This is a genomic window from Halobacillus faecis (assembly GCF_007991335.1).
GTDB lineage: Bacteria > Bacillota > Bacilli > Bacillales > Halobacillaceae > Halobacillus > Halobacillus faecis.
Window position 1 is genome coordinate 222,561 of record NZ_BJYD01000017.1, and the last position, 20,840, is coordinate 243,400.

Consider the following 20,840-nt stretch of genomic DNA (forward strand, 5'->3'; position numbering starts at 1 on the left):
TCCCTCCTATGCTTTTTCATATGGATGCATGGTATTTGGATAAATTTCCGTTGGGTAATTGCCGGTAAAACACGCCATACAACCGCCGTGCTTCAAAGACTCTTCCCCCTGATAAATGCTGTTGTTCAATCCTTGTACAGATAAAAAAGCAAGGCTGTCCGCGCCGATCTGTTCTTCCATTTCCTCGACGGAATTGTTCGCGGCGATCAGTTCGCCGCTGTTGGATGTATCAATGCCATAGTAGCAAGGGTTTTTAATCGGAGGAGACGCAATCCTCACGTGGACTTCTTTCGCTCCCGCTTCCTTCAACATTTTCACGATTCGCCGACTCGTCGTCCCCCTCACGATGGAATCATCGACCATGACGACCTTTTTCCCCTCGACAATCCCTCGGACAGCAGAAAGCTTCATTTTCACTCCTTGTTCGCGGAGTTCCTGGGACGGCTGAATGAACGTACGGCCGACATAGCGGTTTTTGATTAAACCGAGCTCATAAGGAATACCGGAAGCTTCCGCATAACCGATGGCTGCCGAAATACTTGAATCAGGCACACCTGTTACGACGTCCGCATCAATCGGAGCTTCTTCTGCCAGCGATTTGCCCATCCGTTTGCGGGAGGCGTGGACATTCTTTCCATCAAGGTTGCTGTCGGGTCTTGAAAAGTAGACATATTCCATGGAACAGAGCGTGCGTTGAATCGGAGCAGAAAACCGTTTCGATTCGATCCCCTCATCCGATATAATCAGCAGCTCACCAGGATCGATTTCCCTGTCATACTCGGCACCAACTACATCGAAGGCGCAGGTTTCTGAAGAGACAACCCATGATTCCCCAAGATGGCCAAGACTGAGTGGACGCAATCCACGCGGGTCATTGGCAACAAACATGCGGTCCTCAGTCATAACGAGAAAAGCATACGCACCTTTGATCATCGACAGAGCTTCCATGATCGCCTGCTCGAGAGGCAGATGGCGCGCGCGTTTGATTAAGTGGGCGACCACTTCAGTATCCGACGTCGTCTGCAGAATGCTCCCCTGCGCCTCCAGCTGATTTTTCAACGCCTGGGCGTTCACAAGGTTTCCATTATGAGCAAGGGCCAATCCGCCTGTCTGAGAACGGAAGTGGAGCGGCTGAATGTTTTCATAGCCGCCATCCCCTGCCGTTGCGTAGCGCACGTGACCAATTGAAGCATGACCACTCAAGTCCTCGAGCTGGTTTTCAGAGAAAACTTCATTGATCAGGCCGTGCCCTTTTGCGAGCTTCAACTGTTCCCCGTCCGTTGTGACAATGCCCGCTCCCTCCTGACCTCGGTGTTGGAGGGCATGCAAACCGTAATACGTCAGCTGGGCTGAATCCTGATGGCCCCAGACGCCAAAAATGCCGCATTCTTCATTTAAACCTTTGATTTCAGCAAGCATCCGATCGCTCCTTTCCAAGCTTCTTTCAGCACTGATGTCTTTTCTTCCAGAACGACGCCTTCCTGCTTGATTCTGTACACCCCGTTTTCCGTCACGGTTCCGATCAGACGAGCGTCTGTAACACTCTGTTCGAACGCTCCCTTTTGTTCAGGGGCTACCGTGACGACAAAACGTGACTGCGATTCTGCAAACAGCGCTGCGACTGGCTCCCCTTCAAGCGTCACCTCACAACCGAACTCATTTTCAAACAGCTTTTCAGCAAGGGCGACAGATAAACCGCCTTCTGACACGTCATGGGCAGAGACGACCAGTCCTGCGCGAATCGCTGTCAGCAGCTGCTTTTGACGGTTATACTCTGTCTTTAGATTGATGGAAGGGGCTTTTCCGAAATGCTTTCCTTCAAGCATGCCCTGCAGTTCACTGCCACCGAATTCTGCCTGCGTCTCTCCGATGACGTAAATCAAATCCCCGGCGTTCTGAGCATGGGAACGCGTGATATGTTGGACATCATCAATCAAGCCGACCATGCCAACGATTGGAGTCGGGTAAATCGCCTGACCTCCGAATGATTCGTTATACAAGCTAACATTCCCACCGATGACAGGCGTTTCAAGGTCACGGCACGCCTCGCTCATGCCGTCGACGCTTTTTTCCATCTGCCAAAAGATTTCCGGGTTTTCTGGTGACCCGAAGTTGAGCCCGTCTGTAATTCCCAGTGGACGACCACCGGAGCAGACAATGTTTCTCGCCGCTTCAGCGACCGCAATTTTCCCACCGACTTCAGGATCGACATAGAGATAGCGGGAGTTACAGTCGGTCGTCATCGCAAGTGCCTTTTTCGTTCCACGTACGCGAAGAACGGCCGCATCGGATCCTGGAGTGACGACGGTATTCGTCTGGACCATAGAGTCGTACTGATCGTACACCCATTCTTTACTGGCGATTGTCGGCTGTTTTAATAGATTTACCAATGTCTCCCGGTAGTCTGTAATTTCCGGAATGTACTCTTCCATCCTTTGAAACTCTTCATAATACGCAGGTACGCTGGACGGTTGATGATAGACCGGCGCATCCTCAGCAAGAGAATCAACAGGAACATCAGCAACCGTTTCCCCGTGGTGCTCGAGACGGAAGCGTTTCGTATCCGTCACTTCACCGACCGCTACCGCTTCAAGATTATACTTACGGAAGACTTTCGCAATCTCTTCTTCGCGTCCTTTTTCTACGACAAGAAGCATTCGTTCCTGAGATTCCGAGAGCATCATTTCATAGGCTGTCATATTTTCTTCACGCTGCGGGATGTGATCGAGATTCATCGTCATCCCCGTCCCAGCTTTACTTGCCATCTCACTTGCCGATGATGTGAGACCTGCTGCCCCCATATCTTGAATACCAACAAGAGCCTCGTGCTGGATCACATCAAGACAAGCTTCAATGAGCAATTTTTCCATGAACGGATCCCCGACTTGCACAGATGGACGTTTTTCTTCGGACTCTTCCGACAACTCTTCCGATGCGAAGGTAGCACCGTGGATGCCATCACGTCCGGTTTTGGCTCCCACATACATGACCGTGTTGCCGACGCCTGCAGCGATTCCTTTTTGAATATCCTTATGATCGATCAATCCGACACACATCGCATTAACGAGTGGATTTCCGTTGTATGCATCATCAAACTGGACTTCACCGCCAACGGTCGGCACGCCGACACAGTTGCCGTAACCGGCGATGCCGCGGACGACTTCTTCAAAAAGATACTTCACACGCGGCTGCTGTAATGAACCGAACCTGAGCGAATTGAGAAGCGCAATCGGGCGTGCACCCATCGAGAAGACGTCGCGTAGGATTCCTCCTACTCCTGTCGCTGCCCCTTGATAGGGTTCAACGGCGGATGGGTGGTTGTGACTTTCAATTTTGAAAACGACAGCCTGATCATCACCGATGTCGATGATTCCTGCCCCTTCCCCAGGACCTTGAAGCACGTGTGCTCCCTCGGTCGGGAACTTTTTCAAAAGTGGTTTGGAGTTTTTATAACTACAGTGTTCCGACCACATAACAGAAAACAACCCGGTTTCCGTGTAATTCGGACGGCGACCGAGAATCGAGCGGATGGAAGCATACTCGTCATCCTTCAGCCCCATCTCTCTATAGATGTGCTGTTCTTCGATTTGTTCTGGACTGATCTCAAGCATTGATGGCATGGTGTTCCCTCCAGTGTGTCAAAATCGATTCAAATAGACGAAGACCGTCATCATGACCAAGAAGCGCTTCGACCGCCCGCTCCGGGTGTGGCATCATGCCGAGCACATTTCCTTGTTCATTCGTAATACCGGCAATATCTCCGACGGACCCGTTCGGGTTCTGGTCATACGTAAATACGATCTGCTTGTTGTTTTGAAGCTTCTGAAGCGTTTCTTCGTCACAAAAATAATTGCCGTCTCCGTGCGCGATCGGAATTTGGATTTTTTCCTTTTCCTCGTATTGACGGGTGAACATGGTATCCGCATTCTCGACAGTCAATGTTTCGAAATGGCACATGAACTTGAGCTTTTCATTCGGAAGCATCGCACCTGGCAGAAGACCCATTTCGAGAAGGATTTGGAATCCGTTGCAGACGCCAAGGACTGGTTTTCCTGCCTCAGCCGCTTCCCTGATTTGTGTGATGACATCAGCCGTCGAGGCAATGGCACCAGAACGCAGGTAGTCACCATAGGAGAAGCCGCCCGGCAGTAGAATCCCATCATAGTTTGCTAGATTCGCTTCCTTATACCAGACAAGATCGGCTTCTGCTCCAAGCTGATCTTTCACAGCGAAGTACATGTCACGGTCACAATTCGATCCTGGAAAAACGATGACAGCGAATTTCACGTTAACCCGCCTCCTCAATCGTGTAGCTGTAATTTTCAATGACAGGGTTGGCAAGAAGCTGGTCACACATGCGATCGATTTCCGCTTCGAGGTTGTCACTGTCTTCAACCATCACTTCCATGTATTTTCCGACGCGTACGTCCTGGACGTTGTTGTACTCCAAGGATTGAAGTGAATTGTGGACGGCTTTCCCCTGTGGATCAAGGACTCCTTCTTTCAATGTGATGTGAATCTTTACTTTGCGCATACGCTCTCCTCCAGTCGATGTAGTATGTTTGTGTACGTATCGATCAAGTCACCGGTACTTTCCCGGAAGACGTCTTTATCCATTTTCTCGCCTGTTTCCTGGTCCCAGAGTCTGCACGTATCCGGGGAAATCTCATCAGACAGGACGATCGTGCCGTCATTGAGGCGGCCGAATTCCAATTTGAAGTCGACAAGTGTCAATCCTGCCGTGAGGAAAAGCTTTTGAAGTTCTATGTTGATGTCTAACGCCTGCTGTTTAATAAACGTGAGTTCTTGTTCCGTGATGTCCGTCAGGTGATAGGCATGGACATCGTTGATGAGTGGGTCATTCAATTCGTCTTTCTTGTAAAACAATTCAATGATCGGTGGAGTAAAGCTCGTTTTTTCCTCAATCCCGAGCCGGCGTGTAATGCTGCCAGCCGCCTGGTTGCGGACAACGACCTCAAGAGGAATGATGTTCGTTCGTCTGACCAGTTGTTCGGTATCGTTTAGAGATTTAATAAAGTGGGTCGTAATGTTGTGCTGGTGTAAGTATTGGAATACTTTCGAGGTAATCAAGTTATTGAGGCGTCCTTTGCCTGCAAACTCGTCTTTTTTCTTGCCATTAAATGCAGTAGCGTCATCTTTATAAGATAAAACGAGCTGATCCGACTCATCCGTCGTATGATACACCCGTTTTGCTTTCCCTTCGTACAATAAAGAACCCTTCATACAGAAACACCTCGCTAAGGAATTGGGATTTTTTGTATGACCTGGTACACCAGTTTCTGGTGTACCAGGTCATACAGTATTTTCCATTATATTACCTTCATCTCACCGTTATCTTTCCTCTATCTACAGGCCGATGCGGTCGAAGATACGGTCGACTTGTTTCAGGTGGTGCTTGTAGTCAAAGCAGGCATCCAGCTGTTCTTTGGACAGGGTGGATGTGATCTTATCATCCGCTTCAATCAGCTCACGGAACGGAATGCCGCGCTCCCAGGCTTCCATAGCTTTCGGCTGGACGAGGTCGTACGCTTCTTCGCGCACGAGACCTTCATCGATGAGCGTCAGCAATACACGTTGGGAGAAGATGAGTCCGTATGTTTTCTCCATATTTTCCTGCATCCGTTCAGGGAAGACCGTCAAGTTCTTCACGATGTTGCCAAAACGGTTCAACATGTAATTCAAAGCGATCGTTGCATCAGGCAGGATAATACGCTCGGCGGAAGAGTGAGAAATATCACGTTCATGCCAAAGCGGTACATTTTCAAAGGCCGTCAGCATATTACCGCGCAGCACGCGTGCCATTCCTGTCATATTTTCAGAACCGATCGGATTGCGTTTGTGTGGCATCGCTGAGGATCCTTTTTGACCTTTAGCGAAAAATTCCTCAACTTCACGCGTTTCCGTTTTTTGCAGCCCACGGATTTCCACCGCGATTTTCTCAATGGAAGTAGCAACCAAAGCAAGTGTGGAAACATAATGAGCATGACGATCACGCTGCAACGTCTGTGTTGAAACTGGAGCCGGCTTCAGGCCAAGCTTTTCACACACATATTCTTCAACAAAAGGATCGATGTTCGCATACGTTCCGACCGCTCCAGAAAGCTTCCCGAACTGGATATGCTCCATCGCAAGGTCCAAACGCTCTAAGTTACGTTTCATTTCTTCATAATATAAGGCGAGCTTCAGTCCAAATGTCGTCGGCTCAGCATGAACGCCGTGGGTGCGTCCCATCATGACCGTGTGTTTGTGTTCCTTCGCCTTTTCACCAAGGATTTCGATGAAGTTGACGAGATCTTTGCGGATGATTTCATTCGCCTGCTTCAATTGATAGGAGAGCGCCGTGTCTACAACGTCTGTCGAAGTCAGCCCGTAGTGCACCCACTTGCGTTCTTCTCCGACCGTTTCAGAAACGGCACGAGTGAAGGCTACCACGTCGTGACGGGTTTCTGCTTCAATTTCGTGAATACGGTCGATGGAGAAGGAAGCACCCTCGCGAAGCTTCTGCACGTCTTCTTTCGGGATGACCCCAAGTTCACTCCAGGCTTCACACGCTAAAAGTTCAACCTCAAGCCAGGCCTGGTATCTATTTTCTTCTGTCCAAATTGCACCCATTTCCGGGCGTGTATAACGTTCGATCATTGTCTTCCTCCTACCATAAATGGATCTGATTTTCTGTGATGCGTTTGTCGATTTCTTCTAAGTTGTCACCAACAAAGGTGATGTGCCCCATTTTTCGGGTCTGACGGGCTTCTTTCTTTCCGTAGTCATGAAAATGAAAGCCGTGGTAATATTCCAGACGATCCAGCAAAATGCCCCGGTGTTTGCCGAGCACGTTCACCATCACCGCTGCGCCGAACGAATGGACCGGTAACAGCGGGAGACCGCAAATGGCACGGATGTGCTGTTCAAATTGCGATACGCTGCACGCTTCAATCGTATAATGGCCGGAATTGTGAGGACGCGGAGCCATCTCGTTGATGAATATGTCATCACCCTTCACGAACATTTCCACAGCGAATGTACCGACCACTCCGATTCGTTCAGCCAAAACTTCAACCGCTTCACGGGCGCGCTCTTCCAAATGACCAGGAACAGTTGCCGGAACTCTTGATTCATGCAAAATGTGGTTCTTATGGATATTTTCTGCAATCGGGAACGGGATGATACGCCCATCCATTCCTCTTGTGAACACTTGAGAAATTTCAAGATCGAATTCAAGCCACTGCTCTACAATGTACGTGCCGCCTTCTTTCATAAAAGTGCGGACATCTTCGAGATGCGTTTCATCTTCGATTTTCTGCTGTCCCTTGCCATCATAGCCGCCGCTGACCCTCTTGATGACAGCAGGGTAGCCTGTGACCTCCAGCGCGTGCGCTACCTCTTCAAAAGTGTTCACGATGCGATACTCAGGAACCGACAGTCCAGCATCGACGGCGACTTCCTTCTCTTTCGCCCTGTTTTGGGTCACCTCAAGCGCGAATGCTCCTTGCGGCAGCTTCTCTTTTTCTTCAAAAAGCCGGGCCACATGGAGATCGACGTTTTCAAATTCGTAGGTGATCACGTCACTGACCGTACTCAATCGCTCCGCCGCTTCCAAGTCATCGTATGCAGCGACGATGTGTTCCTCGGCAATTGAGGCACAAGGACAATTTTCTGCAGGATCAAGCACGGCGATTCGATAGCCCATATGTCTTGCAGCGACAGCCATCATCCGGCCGAGCTGTCCGCCTCCTAGAATTCCGATTGTTCTTCCTGGTCGAATCACTTCAGTTTTCACGGAGATCCCTCCTCATTCCGTCCACTTTATCTACCATCTGACGGCGATAGTCTGATAGTTTTGATGCTACTTCCTGATCGAAAGCTCCAATCATTTCAGCTGCTAGAAGTCCAGCATTCTTCGCGCCTGCTTTCCCGATTGCAACGGTTGCAACGGGAACGCCCCCCGGCATCTGCACGATGGATAAAAGAGAATCCAGTCCTTGCAAAGCTTTCGATTCTACCGGAACTCCGATAACCGGCAGTGTCGTTTTGGATGCGACCATTCCTGGTAAGTGCGCCGCACCCCCTGCTCCTGCAACAATCACTTTCAACCCTTTTTCCCGGGCTGTATCTGCGTATGTGAACATATCTTCCGGTGTACGATGTGCCGAGATGATCTCTTTTTCATAATCGATCGAAAGCTCATCCAAAACGCTGCACGCTTCTTTCATCGTTTCCCAATCTGAAATGCTGCCCATGATGATGCCTACACTTGCCATCGAATCCCTCTTTTCTTTCGTAGCATTAAAAATGCCTGCTCGACGCCCCTCAAAAAATGAGAGGAGTCGAACAGGCACACGTGTGTCCGGTCTGAGAAAGCGCTAAAGCTTAAGCTCCCCTCATAGTCCGGAAATTTACGGTTCCCAGGTAGAGACGTACGGGCCATATCCCCGTCATATATGAGGTCGTCTATGCAATTCTGCCTTCATCATATCAATTTCTGTTTGCGGATGTCAACGCAAATATCGAACATTAATAAAAACGTTACAATTAATCGTTCGGTTTTATTCCTTCACCGCATGAAATACGATCGTTTTTCCTACAGGTTCCATCACTTTTTCCCCATTACGGGTTTCTTCGCGGAAAACAGGTTCTTCCGCACGACGGATCGGAGTATAACCTTCTTTCTTCATGCGGTCGAGACATTGACCGATCGTTTCATTTTCCTCGACTTCAAAGCGCTTCTTGTTGTTCTTTTTGGGCATCGCGAATTTTTCCTCTCTTTACGGATTTCACCCAGAATCCACCATGGATCTGCTTCGGTTCATACGCCACGATAAAAGCTTTTGGATCAATATCCCGAATCGTTTCGTACAACGACAGCTCATACTTCCGAGGCGTCAGAATCTGCATCGCTAGACGGTCACCTTCCATGCCATACGCGTACCAGCTTGTAACCCCGTATCCTTTTTCACGAAGTCTGCGGGTGAATTCGATGTCTGGGTCTGAAGATATCACATTAACTGTAATATACCCGAGAGCAAGCTTCTCTTCAATCTTCATCCCGACGATGACACCAAGACCATACCCGACAGCATAAGCTATGACGTTTTCAATTTGATCCAGGCGGTCGAGGACAAGCCCCAGTCCGAAGATGTACGTCACGATTTCGAACATGCTGATGAACGCAGCAAAATACCGCTGCCCCTTCAGTGTAAAAATCATCCGGAGGGTGAAAAACGAAACATAGACAATGTTGACAGCTAAAATGATTCCAATCAGCAATAATGGATTTTCAAGCATATTAGAGAGCCTCCTACGCTAGTGTTTGGCAAAAAACGTGACATTCACCTAGTCGATGTTCTTTGCATACACTATAAACCATGAGAAGAGACGTGCACAACAGATTTACAACGCAATCTATGACATTTTTTGGAGGCCGATGAAATGAATCAATTCAAAGATTGGAAAACCAACCTCGACCGCTTCTTCGGGCAGGATTTCTGGGGAGACTTCGACGGCATGATGAAACCCGCCGTTCCGGCCATCAACCTGTATCAATACGACAATGAACTGCTCTGCTTCGTCAATATCCCCGGGATGAACCACCCGAAGAATGTTGACGTCCTCGTCGATCATTCAACATTGACTTTGAGTGGAAAAATTGAGATCAACAACCGCGGTGGACATCAAATCAAATCAGAGATCGCCGACGGCTCGTTTGAAAGAAGCATCGATCTTCCTTTTCCGGTAAGGCATGACAAAGTGGAAGCGACGTATAAGCATGGACTGCTCGTCATACAGCTCCACCGCTATATTTCCGATTCCACAAAACAGCGACCGATTACAATTCGCCATTTAGAGGATGAATAAAACCGGCAGCCGATTGCGGCATGCCGGTTTCTTTTTGCCGATCGTGGCGGGTCACTCTAGCTTCCGCTGACATATTAGCAGCTTTGGTGCTTTTATTAGCAGGTTCAGCGATTATATTAGCAACTTCCAGCATATATTAGCGAGTTTCCCTATTATATTAGCAACTCCACCTTATCGGTGACATTAGCCATTCTATCAGGATCTTTACGCCAGGAAGATAAAGTACAGCACAAAAATAACAAACAGGAAGTACATAATCGGATGAATTTCTTTTCCGCGCCCCTTCAACACCATCGTAATTGGATAGAAAATGAACCCGATGGCAATACCTGTCGCAATGCTGTAGGTCATCGGCATTGCAGCAATCGTAAAGAAGGCAGGAACCGCGATTTCAAACTGATCCCAATCGATATTTTTCAGCGCGGAAGCCATGAGCACCCCAACAATAATCAATGCTGGCGCTGTCACTTCCGCGGTAACCACAGAAAGTAGCGGAGAGAAGAAAAGCGCCAAAATGAAGAATCCAGCTGTCACCACAGATGTGAAACCTGTACGGCCACCAGCTCCGACACCAGCCGTGGACTCAATGTAAGAGGTTGTCGTCGAAGTACCGACAGCTGCACCAACAACTGTTGCCGCTGAATCGGCAAACAACGCACGGTTGGCACGCGGCAATTTATTATCTTTCATAAAACCAGCTTGCGTCGCTACAGCTACAAGGGTTCCAGCCGTATCGAAAAAGTCGACGAATAAGAACGTCAAAATGACGACAAGCATTTCAATCGTAAAAATTTCACCGAAATGGGTGAAGGCAGCACCAAAGGTCGGCGCAACGCTAGGAGCTGTGCTTACAATTTCTCCAAAGCCAGCCGGGGGAGCAATCAAACCTGTCACCATTCCTGCGATAGATGTCAGGACCATTCCGTAAAAAATACCGCCTTTTAATCCCATTGCCATCAGCATGACACTGACGATGATTCCAAAGATGGAAAGCAACGTCGGCCCTGCCGTCAAGTCTCCAAGCTGTACGAGTGTCGCATCACTGTTCTGCACAATCCCGGAGTTCTGAAAACCGATGAAGGCGATAAACAAGCCGATTCCGGCACCTACCGCGAGCTTTAAGTTTGCAGGAATCGCATCGATGATCATCGTCCGCAGACCTGTTACCGTTAACACAATAAAAATAAGTCCAGAAGCCAAAACGCCTGCGAGCGCTGTTTCCCACGGAATCCCGAAACCTAAAACGACCGTGTAGGCGAAAAATGCATTCAAGCCCATGCCCGGAGCAAGAGCGATCGGATATTTCGCAAACAATCCCATTATCAGTGTACCGACAGCCGCTGCGATCGCCGTCGCTGTGAATACGGCTCCTTTATCAATCCTTGTTACACCCTCAGGAAGCTGCTCAATCCCATCAAGTGCAAGGGTAGATGGGTTAACGAACAAAATGTATGCCATTGCGAGGAAGGTCGTTAAACCTGCCATAAACTCTCTGCGATACGTCGTCCCAAACTTTTCAAACTTAAAAAACTTACTCATAAACGTTTCCTCCCCTTTTCCCTCATTCTCTTCGGATCGGGCACTCTCTTTATTTTTGTCCCTGACCCTTTTCTTCTTTTTTTGGTGCCTGGCACCACAAGACTATGCCCTGGTGCCTGGCACCAAACGGAGCACAAAAAAAAGACACTCCTGGAAGCTCCAAGAGTGTCTACATCTATACGAAGGAAATGGACGAAAGGTGAAACCTATAGAGGTCTCCCTTATCATCTATTCACCAACGTAGTCAGACCGATTTACGGTAGTCTGGTAGAAACTCATGGGCCTTATCCCCAAAATTATACGACGGTGTTGCTTTATTCATTTGTCTCTATCTTACAGGCTTCGACAAGATTCGTCAACCCTAAATCCGAACATTATTATCTAAATTAACTTTAATGTTCGATTATTCCCACTCAATGGTTGCTGGTGGCTTACTCGTCACATCGTACACGACACGGTTGATGTGATCGACTTCATTTACGATTCGAGTAGAGATTTTCTCAAGGACGTCCCAAGGAATACGTGCCCAATCCGATGTCATTCCATCAATGGATGTCACCGCACGGATCCCGATCGTGTAATCATACGTACGTTCATCGCCCATGACCCCAACGGAACGGATGTCCGGAAGCACGGTGAAGTATTGCCAAATGTCACGGTCAAGACCTGCTTTTTTAATTTCATCACGAAGCACATGGTCAGATTCGCGAACAATTTCAAGTTTTTCCTCAGTGACTTCTCCAAGCACACGGATGGCAAGACCCGGTCCTGGGAAAGGCTGGCGCCATACAATATGCTCAGGTACACCCAGCTCTGTTCCAAGCGCACGTACTTCATCTTTGAACAATGTGTTGAGAGGCTCAATCAATTCGAATTGCATGTCCTCAGGAAGACCACCGACATTGTGATGAGACTTGATCGTCTGTGCTGTCTCTGTACCACTTTCGATAATATCAGTGTACAACGTCCCTTGTGCCAGGAAGTCGATTTCCTTCAATTTTTCTGCTTCATCATCAAAGACATAAATGAATTCATTGCCGATGATCTTCCGCTTCCTCTCAGGATCGGATACACCTGAAAGCTTGCTCATGAAGCGGTCTTTGGCGTCAATTTTGACAATGTTCATATTAAAGCCGTCTCCAAGGGTGCGCATAACATCATCTGCTTCATTTTTACGGAGAAGCCCATGGTCCACGAAAATACATGTAAGCTGATCACCAATGGCACGGTGAATCAAAGCAGCGACGACAGAAGAATCCACGCCACCACTCAAGGCACACAACACTTTACGGTCGCCGACTTGTTCACGAATTTTCTCCACTTCCATCTCGACGACATGTTCCATTGTCCAATCATCGGTCGCCTCACAAACATCGAAAACGAAACTGCGGAGGATGTCATTTCCATATTCAGAATGACGGACTTCCGGGTGGAACTGAACACCGTACATGCGCGCTTCATCGTTGCTGATGGCGGCTACCGGGCAGGACGGGCTTGTCGCATCCACTTGGAACCCTTCCGGAGCTTCGATGACTTTATCACTGTGACTCATCCAAACCGTTTGTTCTCTCGGTGTTTTAGCAAAAATAGCCGGCTCTTTTGCCACGTTAATATCTGCTTTTCCATATTCACGCTCTTTGGCACGTTCGACTTTTCCACCAAAATGATGGGTCATCAATTGCATACCATAGCAAATCCCAAGGACTGGAATGCCAAGTTCGAAAATCTGCTCATCACAACGGAAGCTTTCCTCCCCGTAGACGCTGTTCGGTCCACCGGATAGAATGATCCCACTTGGGTTCATCGATTTAATCTCTTCGATGCTCATTTTGTGAGAATGAAGTTCACTATACACACCGAATTCACGGATTCTTCGTGTAATCAATTGGTTATACTGGCTCCCGAAGTCCAGCACGAGAATCATACCTTGCACTTGTTCCATTTGTTCCACTCCTTGATCTATAGACTTTATTTTTCATAAAAAAATGGATGGATTCCCTGCCTCAAATCTACGACGACGAAGGCAGAAATCCATCCATGTACATACATGTCACGTGATTCCCACCTTCATAGTCAGGGCGTTTACGGTGCCCCGGTAGAGACTCTCGGGCCATATTCCCGAGGATATACGAAGGAAGAATGCATCTGATAATTTTCATTCATTCTATCAACCGCATGAAAAGGAATCAAGACAATGTCTTTTTGATTAAATTTTCCCATAATTCAGTGACTTTAGGCCAGTGTGTACTTTGGGCCTCATTCCTGTAGATGACACGCTCGTAATGGTTGGTCAACCGCCGCATGTCATTCGACTGATAATACCGATCAACCGCTAATGCAAACTCACGTAAAGTCTGTTCCGGCTTCCGCTTGAACCCTTTATGATCAAGTACTTTCAATAGGTAATGATAGGCTTTTTCGTACGTTTCTTCATCTTTGTTTTTCCGGTACTTACGAATGAGCAGCGCTGTCATCCAACGGTACCTTGTAAAGTAAAGAATGATCGCTGCCACAAGAATTGCGCTTAACAACACCCATAACCATGTGTAACTTTGATTGGAAGACCCTGCCGCTCCTGCAGCATCAGACCTTTCTTCTTCTTCTATTTGCTGCGGATTCCCCATTTGGTCTTCTGGTGTTTCACTATCCGGGGCCGCTGCTGGATCTTCCCCTTCTTCTGTTTCCACATCTGTATAGAAGTCCGTGTTGTTCGTGAATCCTTTGGTCGGCTCAAAAGGCACCCAACCGACCTCAGGGAAATAAACCTCTACCCAGGAGTGGGCGTTCCCGCTTGTGACTTGATATACATTTTGTAAATCATCACTAAGATCGGTATCCCGTGTGTCTATGCGCTCTCCTCCAGTAAAGCCTTTCACCCACCGGGCTGGAATCCCTTCAGATCGAAGCATGACGACCATCGATGTTGAAAAGTTATCACAATACCCGAGCTGGGATTCGAACAAGAACTGATCGACATAGTCTTCATTTTCGTCTGGAACGGGCACATCAGTCGTTGAGTATTCAAAGCCATTGGAAGAAAAGTAAGACTCGATGGCTTTGGCACGATCATATCGGTTGTCTTCTGCCTCGACAATTTGACCCGCCAGGTTTCTTACACGGTTCGGCAAACCATCTGGAAGCTGAAGATACTGATCACGTATTTCTTGAGGATCGTCATCTCCCGCTTCACGTAATTGATCGTATTCAAAAGATGGGTACTCATAATTGGCGATGAACTCATTCACCTTCGCCGGCGATTCCCCTTTTAACGTGTCCATCTCCCCCGTGTTCTCGTGGACACGAAGTTCATAGTCGTTTGGGAACCTGACGAGGGAAGATAATCCATAGGGATAGACCAACTTCCGGAAAGAGGCCTGGCGTGACATTTCAATCATGACCGTCTGCTCTTCCACTTCTACATTGTCCGTAAATAATTCGTAGGTGATGTTTTGCGGGTCCATGTTGGTCACTGGCTCTTCCAGCGTATCTTCCCAACCTTTGCCTGTGTAGGTATCCTTCGACTCGATGCGCCAATAACGCTCTCCATCAGCGGTCGCACGGAACACTGGGGTATCGTCTTGAATGAAAGAACCCCCCAGCCGGCTGTCGTCTTCCCCATAACCGACTTTTTGAACGGTGCCACTGCCACTTCCACCTGGTCCAGCTCCGCCTGCCGCACTTTCAATATAAGGGACAGGGTCCGGCCATTGCGGATCAAGTTTCGGTGAGGCGTAAGCAGCCGCAGAGGAAAACAAAATGATCGCAAGAAGTGGGAGAGCCCATACTTGTGCTTTTTGCAATCCTTTAAAGGAAATCGATTCTTGATCCATCACTTTGGCAAAACTCGATAACCCGAGTGCGACCATGCCAAGGATGAACGTTCTGACAATTGCCCATTTACCATCATAAACCGTAAACGTATCGACGACTGTGACATAAATCAGTGTCAACAAAACAAAAAAGAACATCCGGCGGGCAACGACGAACCAGTAATACAGCAAATAGCTCATCAGCCATAAAAGAATCAAAAACAGTAAACTACGGAAAAGTGGCGTCATCTGCCACCATTCCTGTAACTGGATCATCTGGATATTAAATAGAACCTGGTCATATAAGACTGAAAACCAGTCACGTGAAAAGATGCGTTCTGCAATATAGAGTCCATCAATGATGAAGGCAAGACCAAGCCCTTTTAAGGGGATGGAGAGATACCACGGCACTTGTATAAAGGACACAAAGAAGCAGAACGTCGCATAGATAAGAAACACACGAACATCATCAGTATCAGAAATCTGCTCCATCGGCCGCATCCATTCACAGAACAAGAGAAAACCAGTAATATAGAGAATCAGTTTATAGATGAACGATTGTCGCTCTTCCATCATGTGTTCACCTCGAATTGTTGTTTCGTCAGCTGTTCCTCATTCAACACGTTGACAACGACACCCTGACTTTTCATCTGCTTCACCGCTTGATGGTCCTGGAACGACATTTGTCCATGAGGACGCACATAGAAAAAGACGACACGCTTACTCCTTTTTGCGAGTTTACTAATGGCAACCTGGATATCCTTATCCAAATGATGACTGACGATCATGAGCATCACACCACTAGGGATCAAGGACTTTTCGCGTTCCATCTGTTGCGCAAAAGGAATACGCCCGACAGGACGGATCTTTGCTAAATGACCTTGCATTTGCTGTTGATGGGCGTGATCCTGGTGAAAAGGAAAATATTTACGACCATCACCAAGAGACATGAAAGACAAGGGGGACGATTTCTTATGAAACTCCCTCATCAAAGAAGCCGTGAATTCCACAGCTCCTTCAAAACTCAATTCATTCATAGTCGGATGATAGACCCCATTCAGGATCAGCATCATGTCGACGCTTTTTTCCTGTTCGAATTCTTTCGTCATCATCTCGTTCTTCTTGGCTGTTGTTTTCCAGTCCACCCAGGCAAAGCGATCACCAGGCATGTATTCACGGACACCTGTTACCATGTTCGTGTTCTTTTCATTCAGCTTGAAAGAAGGGCTCGCCCCCTGTTCAAAACTGTACACCCTGTCCTTCATTTTCACAGGTCGGACATAAGGAAAAACAAGCAATTTGCTTTCTTGGTGATACACATGCTCTTTTTTCACAAAGCCAAAGAAATCACCTGTTTTGATCCGGAGTGCCTTCAGCTTATGGTCTCCGCGTGGGACCTTTTCAAGTTGATAACGGTAAGTAATGGTTTTACTGAACCAAGGAAAAACGACCTTTTTCACTTGACGAGGTTCAAAAAAGTGATCCGTTTTATCCATATCTTTGTATTTATCCAAGTGCTCGTCGACTTTCTTCAGCGATTCCGGTAAGTGTTCTTCGATAATACAATAATAGATCGGAAAAGGAACTTTCCTTTTCAACTTCACTTCGACGTCGATGGTTTCACTTCCCATAGCCATCCGTTTGGAAAGATTCCGTTCGATTTTCCAATTATGAACCGGATAGATGAGGACGGCTGCCATATATAGGAGAAACGGCAAAAAGGCATAAAAGAGAAACCAACTGACAAAACCGCCCTGAAACATGGCGTAGGAAAAGAGGATAGCGAAAAGGATCGCTACGACAAGGCTTCTAGCGATGATTCCAAGTTTCCGTCTCATTCACTGATGTTCCTCTTCACTGGAATGGACGTAGAAGATAGCAGACTGTCTATGATCGACTCAGCCGTCTGTCCTTCAAACCGTGCTTCAGAAGTAAGGATCATACGGTGAGAGAGGACATACGGAGCCATGAATTGAACATCATCAGGCACAACATAGTCGCGGTCGTGAATGAATGCATAAGCCTTGGCCGCTTTCATGAGGGCAATGGATCCACGAGGGCTGACCCCAAGGTAAACGCCGTCATGAGTCCTTGTCCCTGTCACAAGATCGATGATATAGCGGTTGACCGTACGATCGACATAAACATCCAACACTTCTTTCTGCAAACCAACGAGCTCTTCCCTTGTGAGCACAGCGGATATGCCTTCGATCGGGTGGCCGTTTGATGTTCTAGAAAGCATCTCCATTTCCTGCTTCGCTGTAGGGTATCCCATCTTCATTTTAATAAGGAAACGGTCGAGCTGGGCTTCCGGCAATGGATAAGTCCCTTCATACTCAATCGGGTTTTGCGTTGCCATGACGAAAAATGGATCACTGAGTGGAACCGTATTCCCATCCACCGTAATACTCGTCTCTTCCATCCCTTCCAATAAAGCAGACTGGGTCTTCGGGGATGTACGGTTGATCTCATCTGCTAAGACGATATTTCCGAGGATCGGACCAGGTCTAAATTCGAATTCCATACTTTTCGGATTATATATCGATACACCCGTCACATCAGAAGGTAGCAGATCTGGCGTGAACTGGATGCGTTTAAAGTCACAATCCAGAGATTTAGCCAGCGTTTTCACAAGCATCGTCTTCCCGACACCCGGAACATCCTCTAAAAGGACGTGCCCTTTCGCAAGTAAGGCGACAAGGCTCAACATCGCTGCTTCTTCCTTCCCGATCATGACCTTCCTCATATTTTTAAGTACTTCCGATATTTTCGGTTGATACAAAAATGTCTGCTGAGTCATTTGGTGTACCCCTTTCTCCCTAAAATACTATTTTTTCTGAAAAATCAAGCTCCTTTTAACTATACTATAACGCACGGGCATGAACAAAGGTTGCGAACCATTGGATATTAAAGGAAATCGCGCCGTAACAGGTCTCATCCATTATAAAAAAATTTGTCGATAGAAGAAGAATAAAATTCTTAAGAGTCCTTCTGATTTTTCAAAAAATGGTTAACTTCCATGACTTTTTGTGGTATCTTGAATTTGAGCCATCTTAATTAAAGATAAAAGAATTCAAAGAGACGAAAGTTTGTATAGGTATAGGTGGCGGGAGCCTCAGCGTTGAGCTGAGGCTTTTCATATGTATGGACTTGTGAATGTACGAGCAGAAAGTCTGGCACCATCGAAATCTTTCCGGTGCCTGGCACCAGAAAGATTGGAAAGCGCAAACACCCTACTCCACTGAAAAATCCTCCTCCATCCAACAAAAAAAGCGCAAACTTCCGTCTACGCTCGCATCGGTAAGGTTATAGAAAAACAGTGCTTCCTGCCGTCTGTTTCCAATTGAATCAGCCCGCCATGGCGTTCAATAATCTGTTTACTAATTGAAAGTCCAAGCCCCGAACGGCCATCCGAACGGGAAGGATCGACGCGGTAAAAGCGATCAAATATTTGATCCTTTTCATCTAAAGGGATCGCCTTTCCCTCTCCTTTCACCTTAATTACATATTCTTCACCATCCGGCCTTCCTACAACCTCCACTCCATTCACACCTTCGTGGTACTCAAGAGCATTTCTCAATAGATTCGTCAGAACCTGCTGGATGCCTTGTCTATTTACTGGCACTTCTGCCTGTTCAACCTCACTCTTCAGTCCAATGCCTTTTTTCTCAAACTCCAAAGTGAACATTTGAATGACCTGAGTGATGACTTGGGTCATTTCCTCCAGGTTGACCTCCAGTGGTTGAGAGAGGGATGTCGTTGTCCAGGATTCCATGTCGTCCAGCCGGGAAAGCAGTTGAGAAACTCGGTCGGTTTCTTCTGCCAGGGAGCGGTAAATCGTCTGATCCCCAGAAATCACCCCTTTTTCAAGGGCCTCCAAATATCCTTGCAAATTGGATAAGGGGGTCCGCAGCTCATGAGATAAATCACGGAGCATTTGGTGGCGGGAACGCTCCTGTTGCTGCAACCGGTGGTTCATTCGATTGAAGTGATCCACAAGTTCTCCTATTTCATCATTGGTATGGACGCTCAACCTGCCTGGATAAGTTCCTGTTTTCATTGTTTCCATGGCCGAGGTCAGCTCTTTGATAGGTACAAGCACTTTCCTTGTCACCGTAGAATATAAAAAAGCCCCCATCACAATGACCACTCCTCCAATTCCCCATGCGTAAAGGAGCAGAGAGTTGTTGAAAGTCAGCTGGGCTTCACGCTCAACACCTGTAAGATCAGCAGCGAGAAAACAGGCCGTCTGATAAAGCGTCATTCCTGTAACGATGACAACTCCGATGAGAAGAGCAATGTTTACGATTGTCATCTTCACCCAAAGTTTTGGCGGCAGGAGCCGTTCAATGAGTCGCATATTTATACCCCATTCCTCTTACCGTCACAATCCTCTTCGGAACAGAGGCATCCGTTTCTATTTTTCGACGGAGCTTTTTAATGTGCGCATCAATGGTACGGGCCATAATGTCTGCTTCTCCGTGCGGATGGATTTGCTCAAGCAGCTGCTCTCTCGTAAACACTTGATCTTTGTGGTCCATCATAAAATAAAGCAGATTGAACTCGTAGTGCGTCAACTCCAACTGTTCACCGTCCAACCATACCTCCCCTTTCCGCGGCTTCACTTCAAGGCCTTCATGGGAAAGCTTTTGACACACATGACCTGTCCTCCGTAAGACCGCTTCCACATGCGCCATCAACTCTTCCGGGCTGAACGGTTTTGTCATATAATCATCAGCTCCGAGGCGCAGTCCTGAAATCCGGTCTTCCGTCGTTCCCTTTGCAGACAGCATAATCACACCGGGAGAGTCTTTGCTTTCTTCCTTTACAAAGCGGCATAATTCCTCCCCGCTCCATTTAGGCAGCATTAAATCAAGGATCAGCAGGCAGGGGCGATGTAGAAGAAAGAACTGCTTCCCTTCTTCTCCGTCAAAAGCCTGTTTCACGCTGTACCCTTCGTTCACTAAGTAAATGCTTATGAGATTTGAAATCTTACGGTCATCTTCAACGATCAGTACTTCCGGTTTCATGTAACCACCCTTACATTTCTTCCATCCTTTGTACCATCATATCGTAATTCATCGCCCCCAGCATAACAGAACTGATCTTCCCTTCTTCATCTACAAAAATAGAAGTAGGTACGGGATTGACTTCATATTGGTTGGCAACAGACACGTCTTGATCAAGCAAGACAGGAAACGTCAACCCAAACTCATTCACGAAGTCCTGGACTCCTTGTACGCTTGCTTCCGTATCTGTTAAATTGACGGCTAATACTTGGATGTCTTCATTCTGAGAGAACTCCTGCATATCCGGCATTTCAGCCCGGCATGGCGGGCACCACGTGGCCCAGAAGTTGATCATTACCTTCTCTCCACGATAATCTGACAAAGAAACCTCTTCATCATTAAGGGTCTGCAGGGTGAAATCCGGCGCTTGCTGTCCTTTTTCCAAACCAATGTCGACTTCTTCCGTGGCCGGCCCTTCAGCGACCATCTTCTCTCCTTCAGCAACTGGATCCTGGGTTTCTCCTTCATATACAAAATCATAAACAGCCCAGACAAATAAGGCGGTTACAATAACAATGAGGCCCCATTTCTTCATTCAATCCCTTCCTTT

19 protein-coding genes and 3 riboswitches are annotated in these 20,840 nt (G+C 47.5%); of the genes, 1 reads left to right on the plus strand and 18 read right to left on the minus strand.

Features of this window, described 5'->3' with window-relative positions:
- Nucleotides 1-6 precede the first annotated feature (6 nt).
- From purF to HFA01_RS09820, 10 genes are all read right to left on the minus strand, one after another.
- Nucleotides 7-1,419, minus strand: a complete 1,413-nt coding sequence (gene purF / locus HFA01_RS09775) for an amidophosphoribosyltransferase (RefSeq protein ID WP_146815690.1) — start codon at nt 1,417-1,419, stop codon at nt 7-9.
- Nucleotides 1,395-3,620, minus strand: a complete 2,226-nt coding sequence (purL, locus tag HFA01_RS09780) for a phosphoribosylformylglycinamidine synthase subunit PurL (protein ID WP_146815692.1) — start codon at nt 3,618-3,620, stop codon at nt 1,395-1,397. Before purL ends, purF begins: the two co-directional genes overlap by 25 nt.
- On the minus strand, nt 3,604-4,287 hold the full coding sequence (purQ, locus tag HFA01_RS09785; RefSeq protein WP_146815694.1) for a phosphoribosylformylglycinamidine synthase subunit PurQ: 684 nt from the start codon (nt 4,285-4,287) through the stop codon (nt 3,604-3,606). Before purQ ends, purL begins: the two co-directional genes overlap by 17 nt.
- A gap of 1 nt (nt 4,288) precedes the next feature.
- Complete coding sequence (gene purS, locus HFA01_RS09790) at nt 4,289-4,534, minus strand: phosphoribosylformylglycinamidine synthase subunit PurS (RefSeq protein ID WP_089651512.1); 246 nt, start codon at nt 4,532-4,534, stop codon at nt 4,289-4,291.
- Nucleotides 4,522-5,244 (minus strand): phosphoribosylaminoimidazolesuccinocarboxamide synthase, encoded by a 723-nt coding sequence (gene purC / locus HFA01_RS09795; protein ID WP_146815696.1) that lies wholly within the window; start codon nt 5,242-5,244, stop codon nt 4,522-4,524. The genes purS and purC overlap by 13 nt, the downstream gene beginning before the upstream one ends.
- Before the next feature lie 123 nt (nt 5,245-5,367).
- A complete protein-coding gene (gene purB, locus HFA01_RS09800; protein WP_146815698.1) occupies nt 5,368-6,660 on the minus strand; it encodes an adenylosuccinate lyase in 1,293 nt (430 codons plus the stop codon).
- A 10-nt stretch (nt 6,661-6,670) separates the two neighbouring features.
- Nucleotides 6,671-7,798, minus strand: coding sequence for a 5-(carboxyamino)imidazole ribonucleotide synthase (purK, locus tag HFA01_RS09805; RefSeq protein ID WP_146815700.1), 1,128 nt, complete (start codon nt 7,796-7,798; stop codon nt 6,671-6,673).
- Nucleotides 7,788-8,279, minus strand: coding sequence for a 5-(carboxyamino)imidazole ribonucleotide mutase (gene purE, locus HFA01_RS09810; RefSeq protein WP_146815702.1), 492 nt, complete (start codon nt 8,277-8,279; stop codon nt 7,788-7,790). Before purE ends, purK begins: the two co-directional genes overlap by 11 nt.
- A gap of 103 nt (nt 8,280-8,382) precedes the next feature.
- Nucleotides 8,383-8,483: riboswitch (purine riboswitch) on the minus strand.
- A gap of 81 nt (nt 8,484-8,564) precedes the next feature.
- Nucleotides 8,565-8,765: an NETI motif-containing protein gene (locus HFA01_RS09815; RefSeq protein WP_146815704.1), complete on the minus strand. Its 201-nt coding sequence runs from the start codon at nt 8,763-8,765 to the stop codon at nt 8,565-8,567.
- Nucleotides 8,734-9,303 (minus strand): DUF2179 domain-containing protein, encoded by a 570-nt coding sequence (locus tag HFA01_RS09820; RefSeq protein WP_146815706.1) that lies wholly within the window; start codon nt 9,301-9,303, stop codon nt 8,734-8,736. The genes HFA01_RS09815 and HFA01_RS09820 overlap by 32 nt, the downstream gene beginning before the upstream one ends.
- A gap of 144 nt (nt 9,304-9,447) precedes the next feature.
- On the opposite strand from HFA01_RS09820, the gene HFA01_RS09825 reads away from it, so the two are divergent.
- On the plus strand, nt 9,448-9,873 hold the full coding sequence (locus HFA01_RS09825; protein WP_146815708.1) for an Hsp20/alpha crystallin family protein: 426 nt from the start codon (nt 9,448-9,450) through the stop codon (nt 9,871-9,873).
- Between the two features lie 204 nt (nt 9,874-10,077).
- Here the strand turns inward: HFA01_RS09825 and HFA01_RS09830 are convergent, their stop codons facing one another.
- From HFA01_RS09830 to HFA01_RS09865, 8 genes are all read right to left on the minus strand, one after another.
- Complete coding sequence (locus HFA01_RS09830; RefSeq protein ID WP_146815710.1) at nt 10,078-11,412, minus strand: NCS2 family permease; 1,335 nt, start codon at nt 11,410-11,412, stop codon at nt 10,078-10,080.
- 221 nt (nt 11,413-11,633) lie between these two features.
- A riboswitch (purine riboswitch) is annotated at nt 11,634-11,736 on the minus strand.
- 79 nt (nt 11,737-11,815) lie between these two features.
- Nucleotides 11,816-13,354 carry a glutamine-hydrolyzing GMP synthase gene (gene guaA, locus HFA01_RS09835; protein WP_146815712.1) on the minus strand — a complete coding sequence of 513 codons (1,539 nt, stop codon included), beginning with the start codon at nt 13,352-13,354 and terminating at the stop codon, nt 11,816-11,818.
- A 108-nt stretch (nt 13,355-13,462) separates the two neighbouring features.
- A riboswitch (purine riboswitch) is annotated at nt 13,463-13,564 on the minus strand.
- A 34-nt stretch (nt 13,565-13,598) separates the two neighbouring features.
- Nucleotides 13,599-15,794 carry a transglutaminase TgpA family protein gene (locus HFA01_RS09840; RefSeq protein ID WP_146815714.1) on the minus strand — a complete coding sequence of 732 codons (2,196 nt, stop codon included), beginning with the start codon at nt 15,792-15,794 and terminating at the stop codon, nt 13,599-13,601.
- On the minus strand, nt 15,794-17,059 hold the full coding sequence (locus tag HFA01_RS09845; RefSeq protein WP_146815716.1) for a DUF58 domain-containing protein: 1,266 nt from the start codon (nt 17,057-17,059) through the stop codon (nt 15,794-15,796). The genes HFA01_RS09840 and HFA01_RS09845 overlap by 1 nt, the downstream gene beginning before the upstream one ends.
- The gene (locus tag HFA01_RS09850) at nt 17,056-18,021 is read right to left on the minus strand and encodes an AAA family ATPase (protein ID WP_146815718.1); all 966 of its coding nucleotides are present in this window, start codon (nt 18,019-18,021) and stop codon (nt 17,056-17,058) included. The genes HFA01_RS09845 and HFA01_RS09850 overlap by 4 nt, the downstream gene beginning before the upstream one ends.
- A gap of 486 nt (nt 18,022-18,507) precedes the next feature.
- Entirely contained in the window at nt 18,508-19,581 is a 1,074-nt protein-coding gene (locus HFA01_RS09855) for a sensor histidine kinase (protein ID WP_146815720.1), read from the minus strand.
- Nucleotides 19,568-20,251: a response regulator transcription factor gene (locus tag HFA01_RS09860; protein ID WP_146815722.1), complete on the minus strand. Its 684-nt coding sequence runs from the start codon at nt 20,249-20,251 to the stop codon at nt 19,568-19,570. Before HFA01_RS09860 ends, HFA01_RS09855 begins: the two co-directional genes overlap by 14 nt.
- A gap of 10 nt (nt 20,252-20,261) precedes the next feature.
- Nucleotides 20,262-20,825 (minus strand): redoxin domain-containing protein, encoded by a 564-nt coding sequence (locus HFA01_RS09865; RefSeq protein WP_146815724.1) that lies wholly within the window; start codon nt 20,823-20,825, stop codon nt 20,262-20,264.
- Between the last annotated feature and the right edge of the window lie 15 nt (nt 20,826-20,840).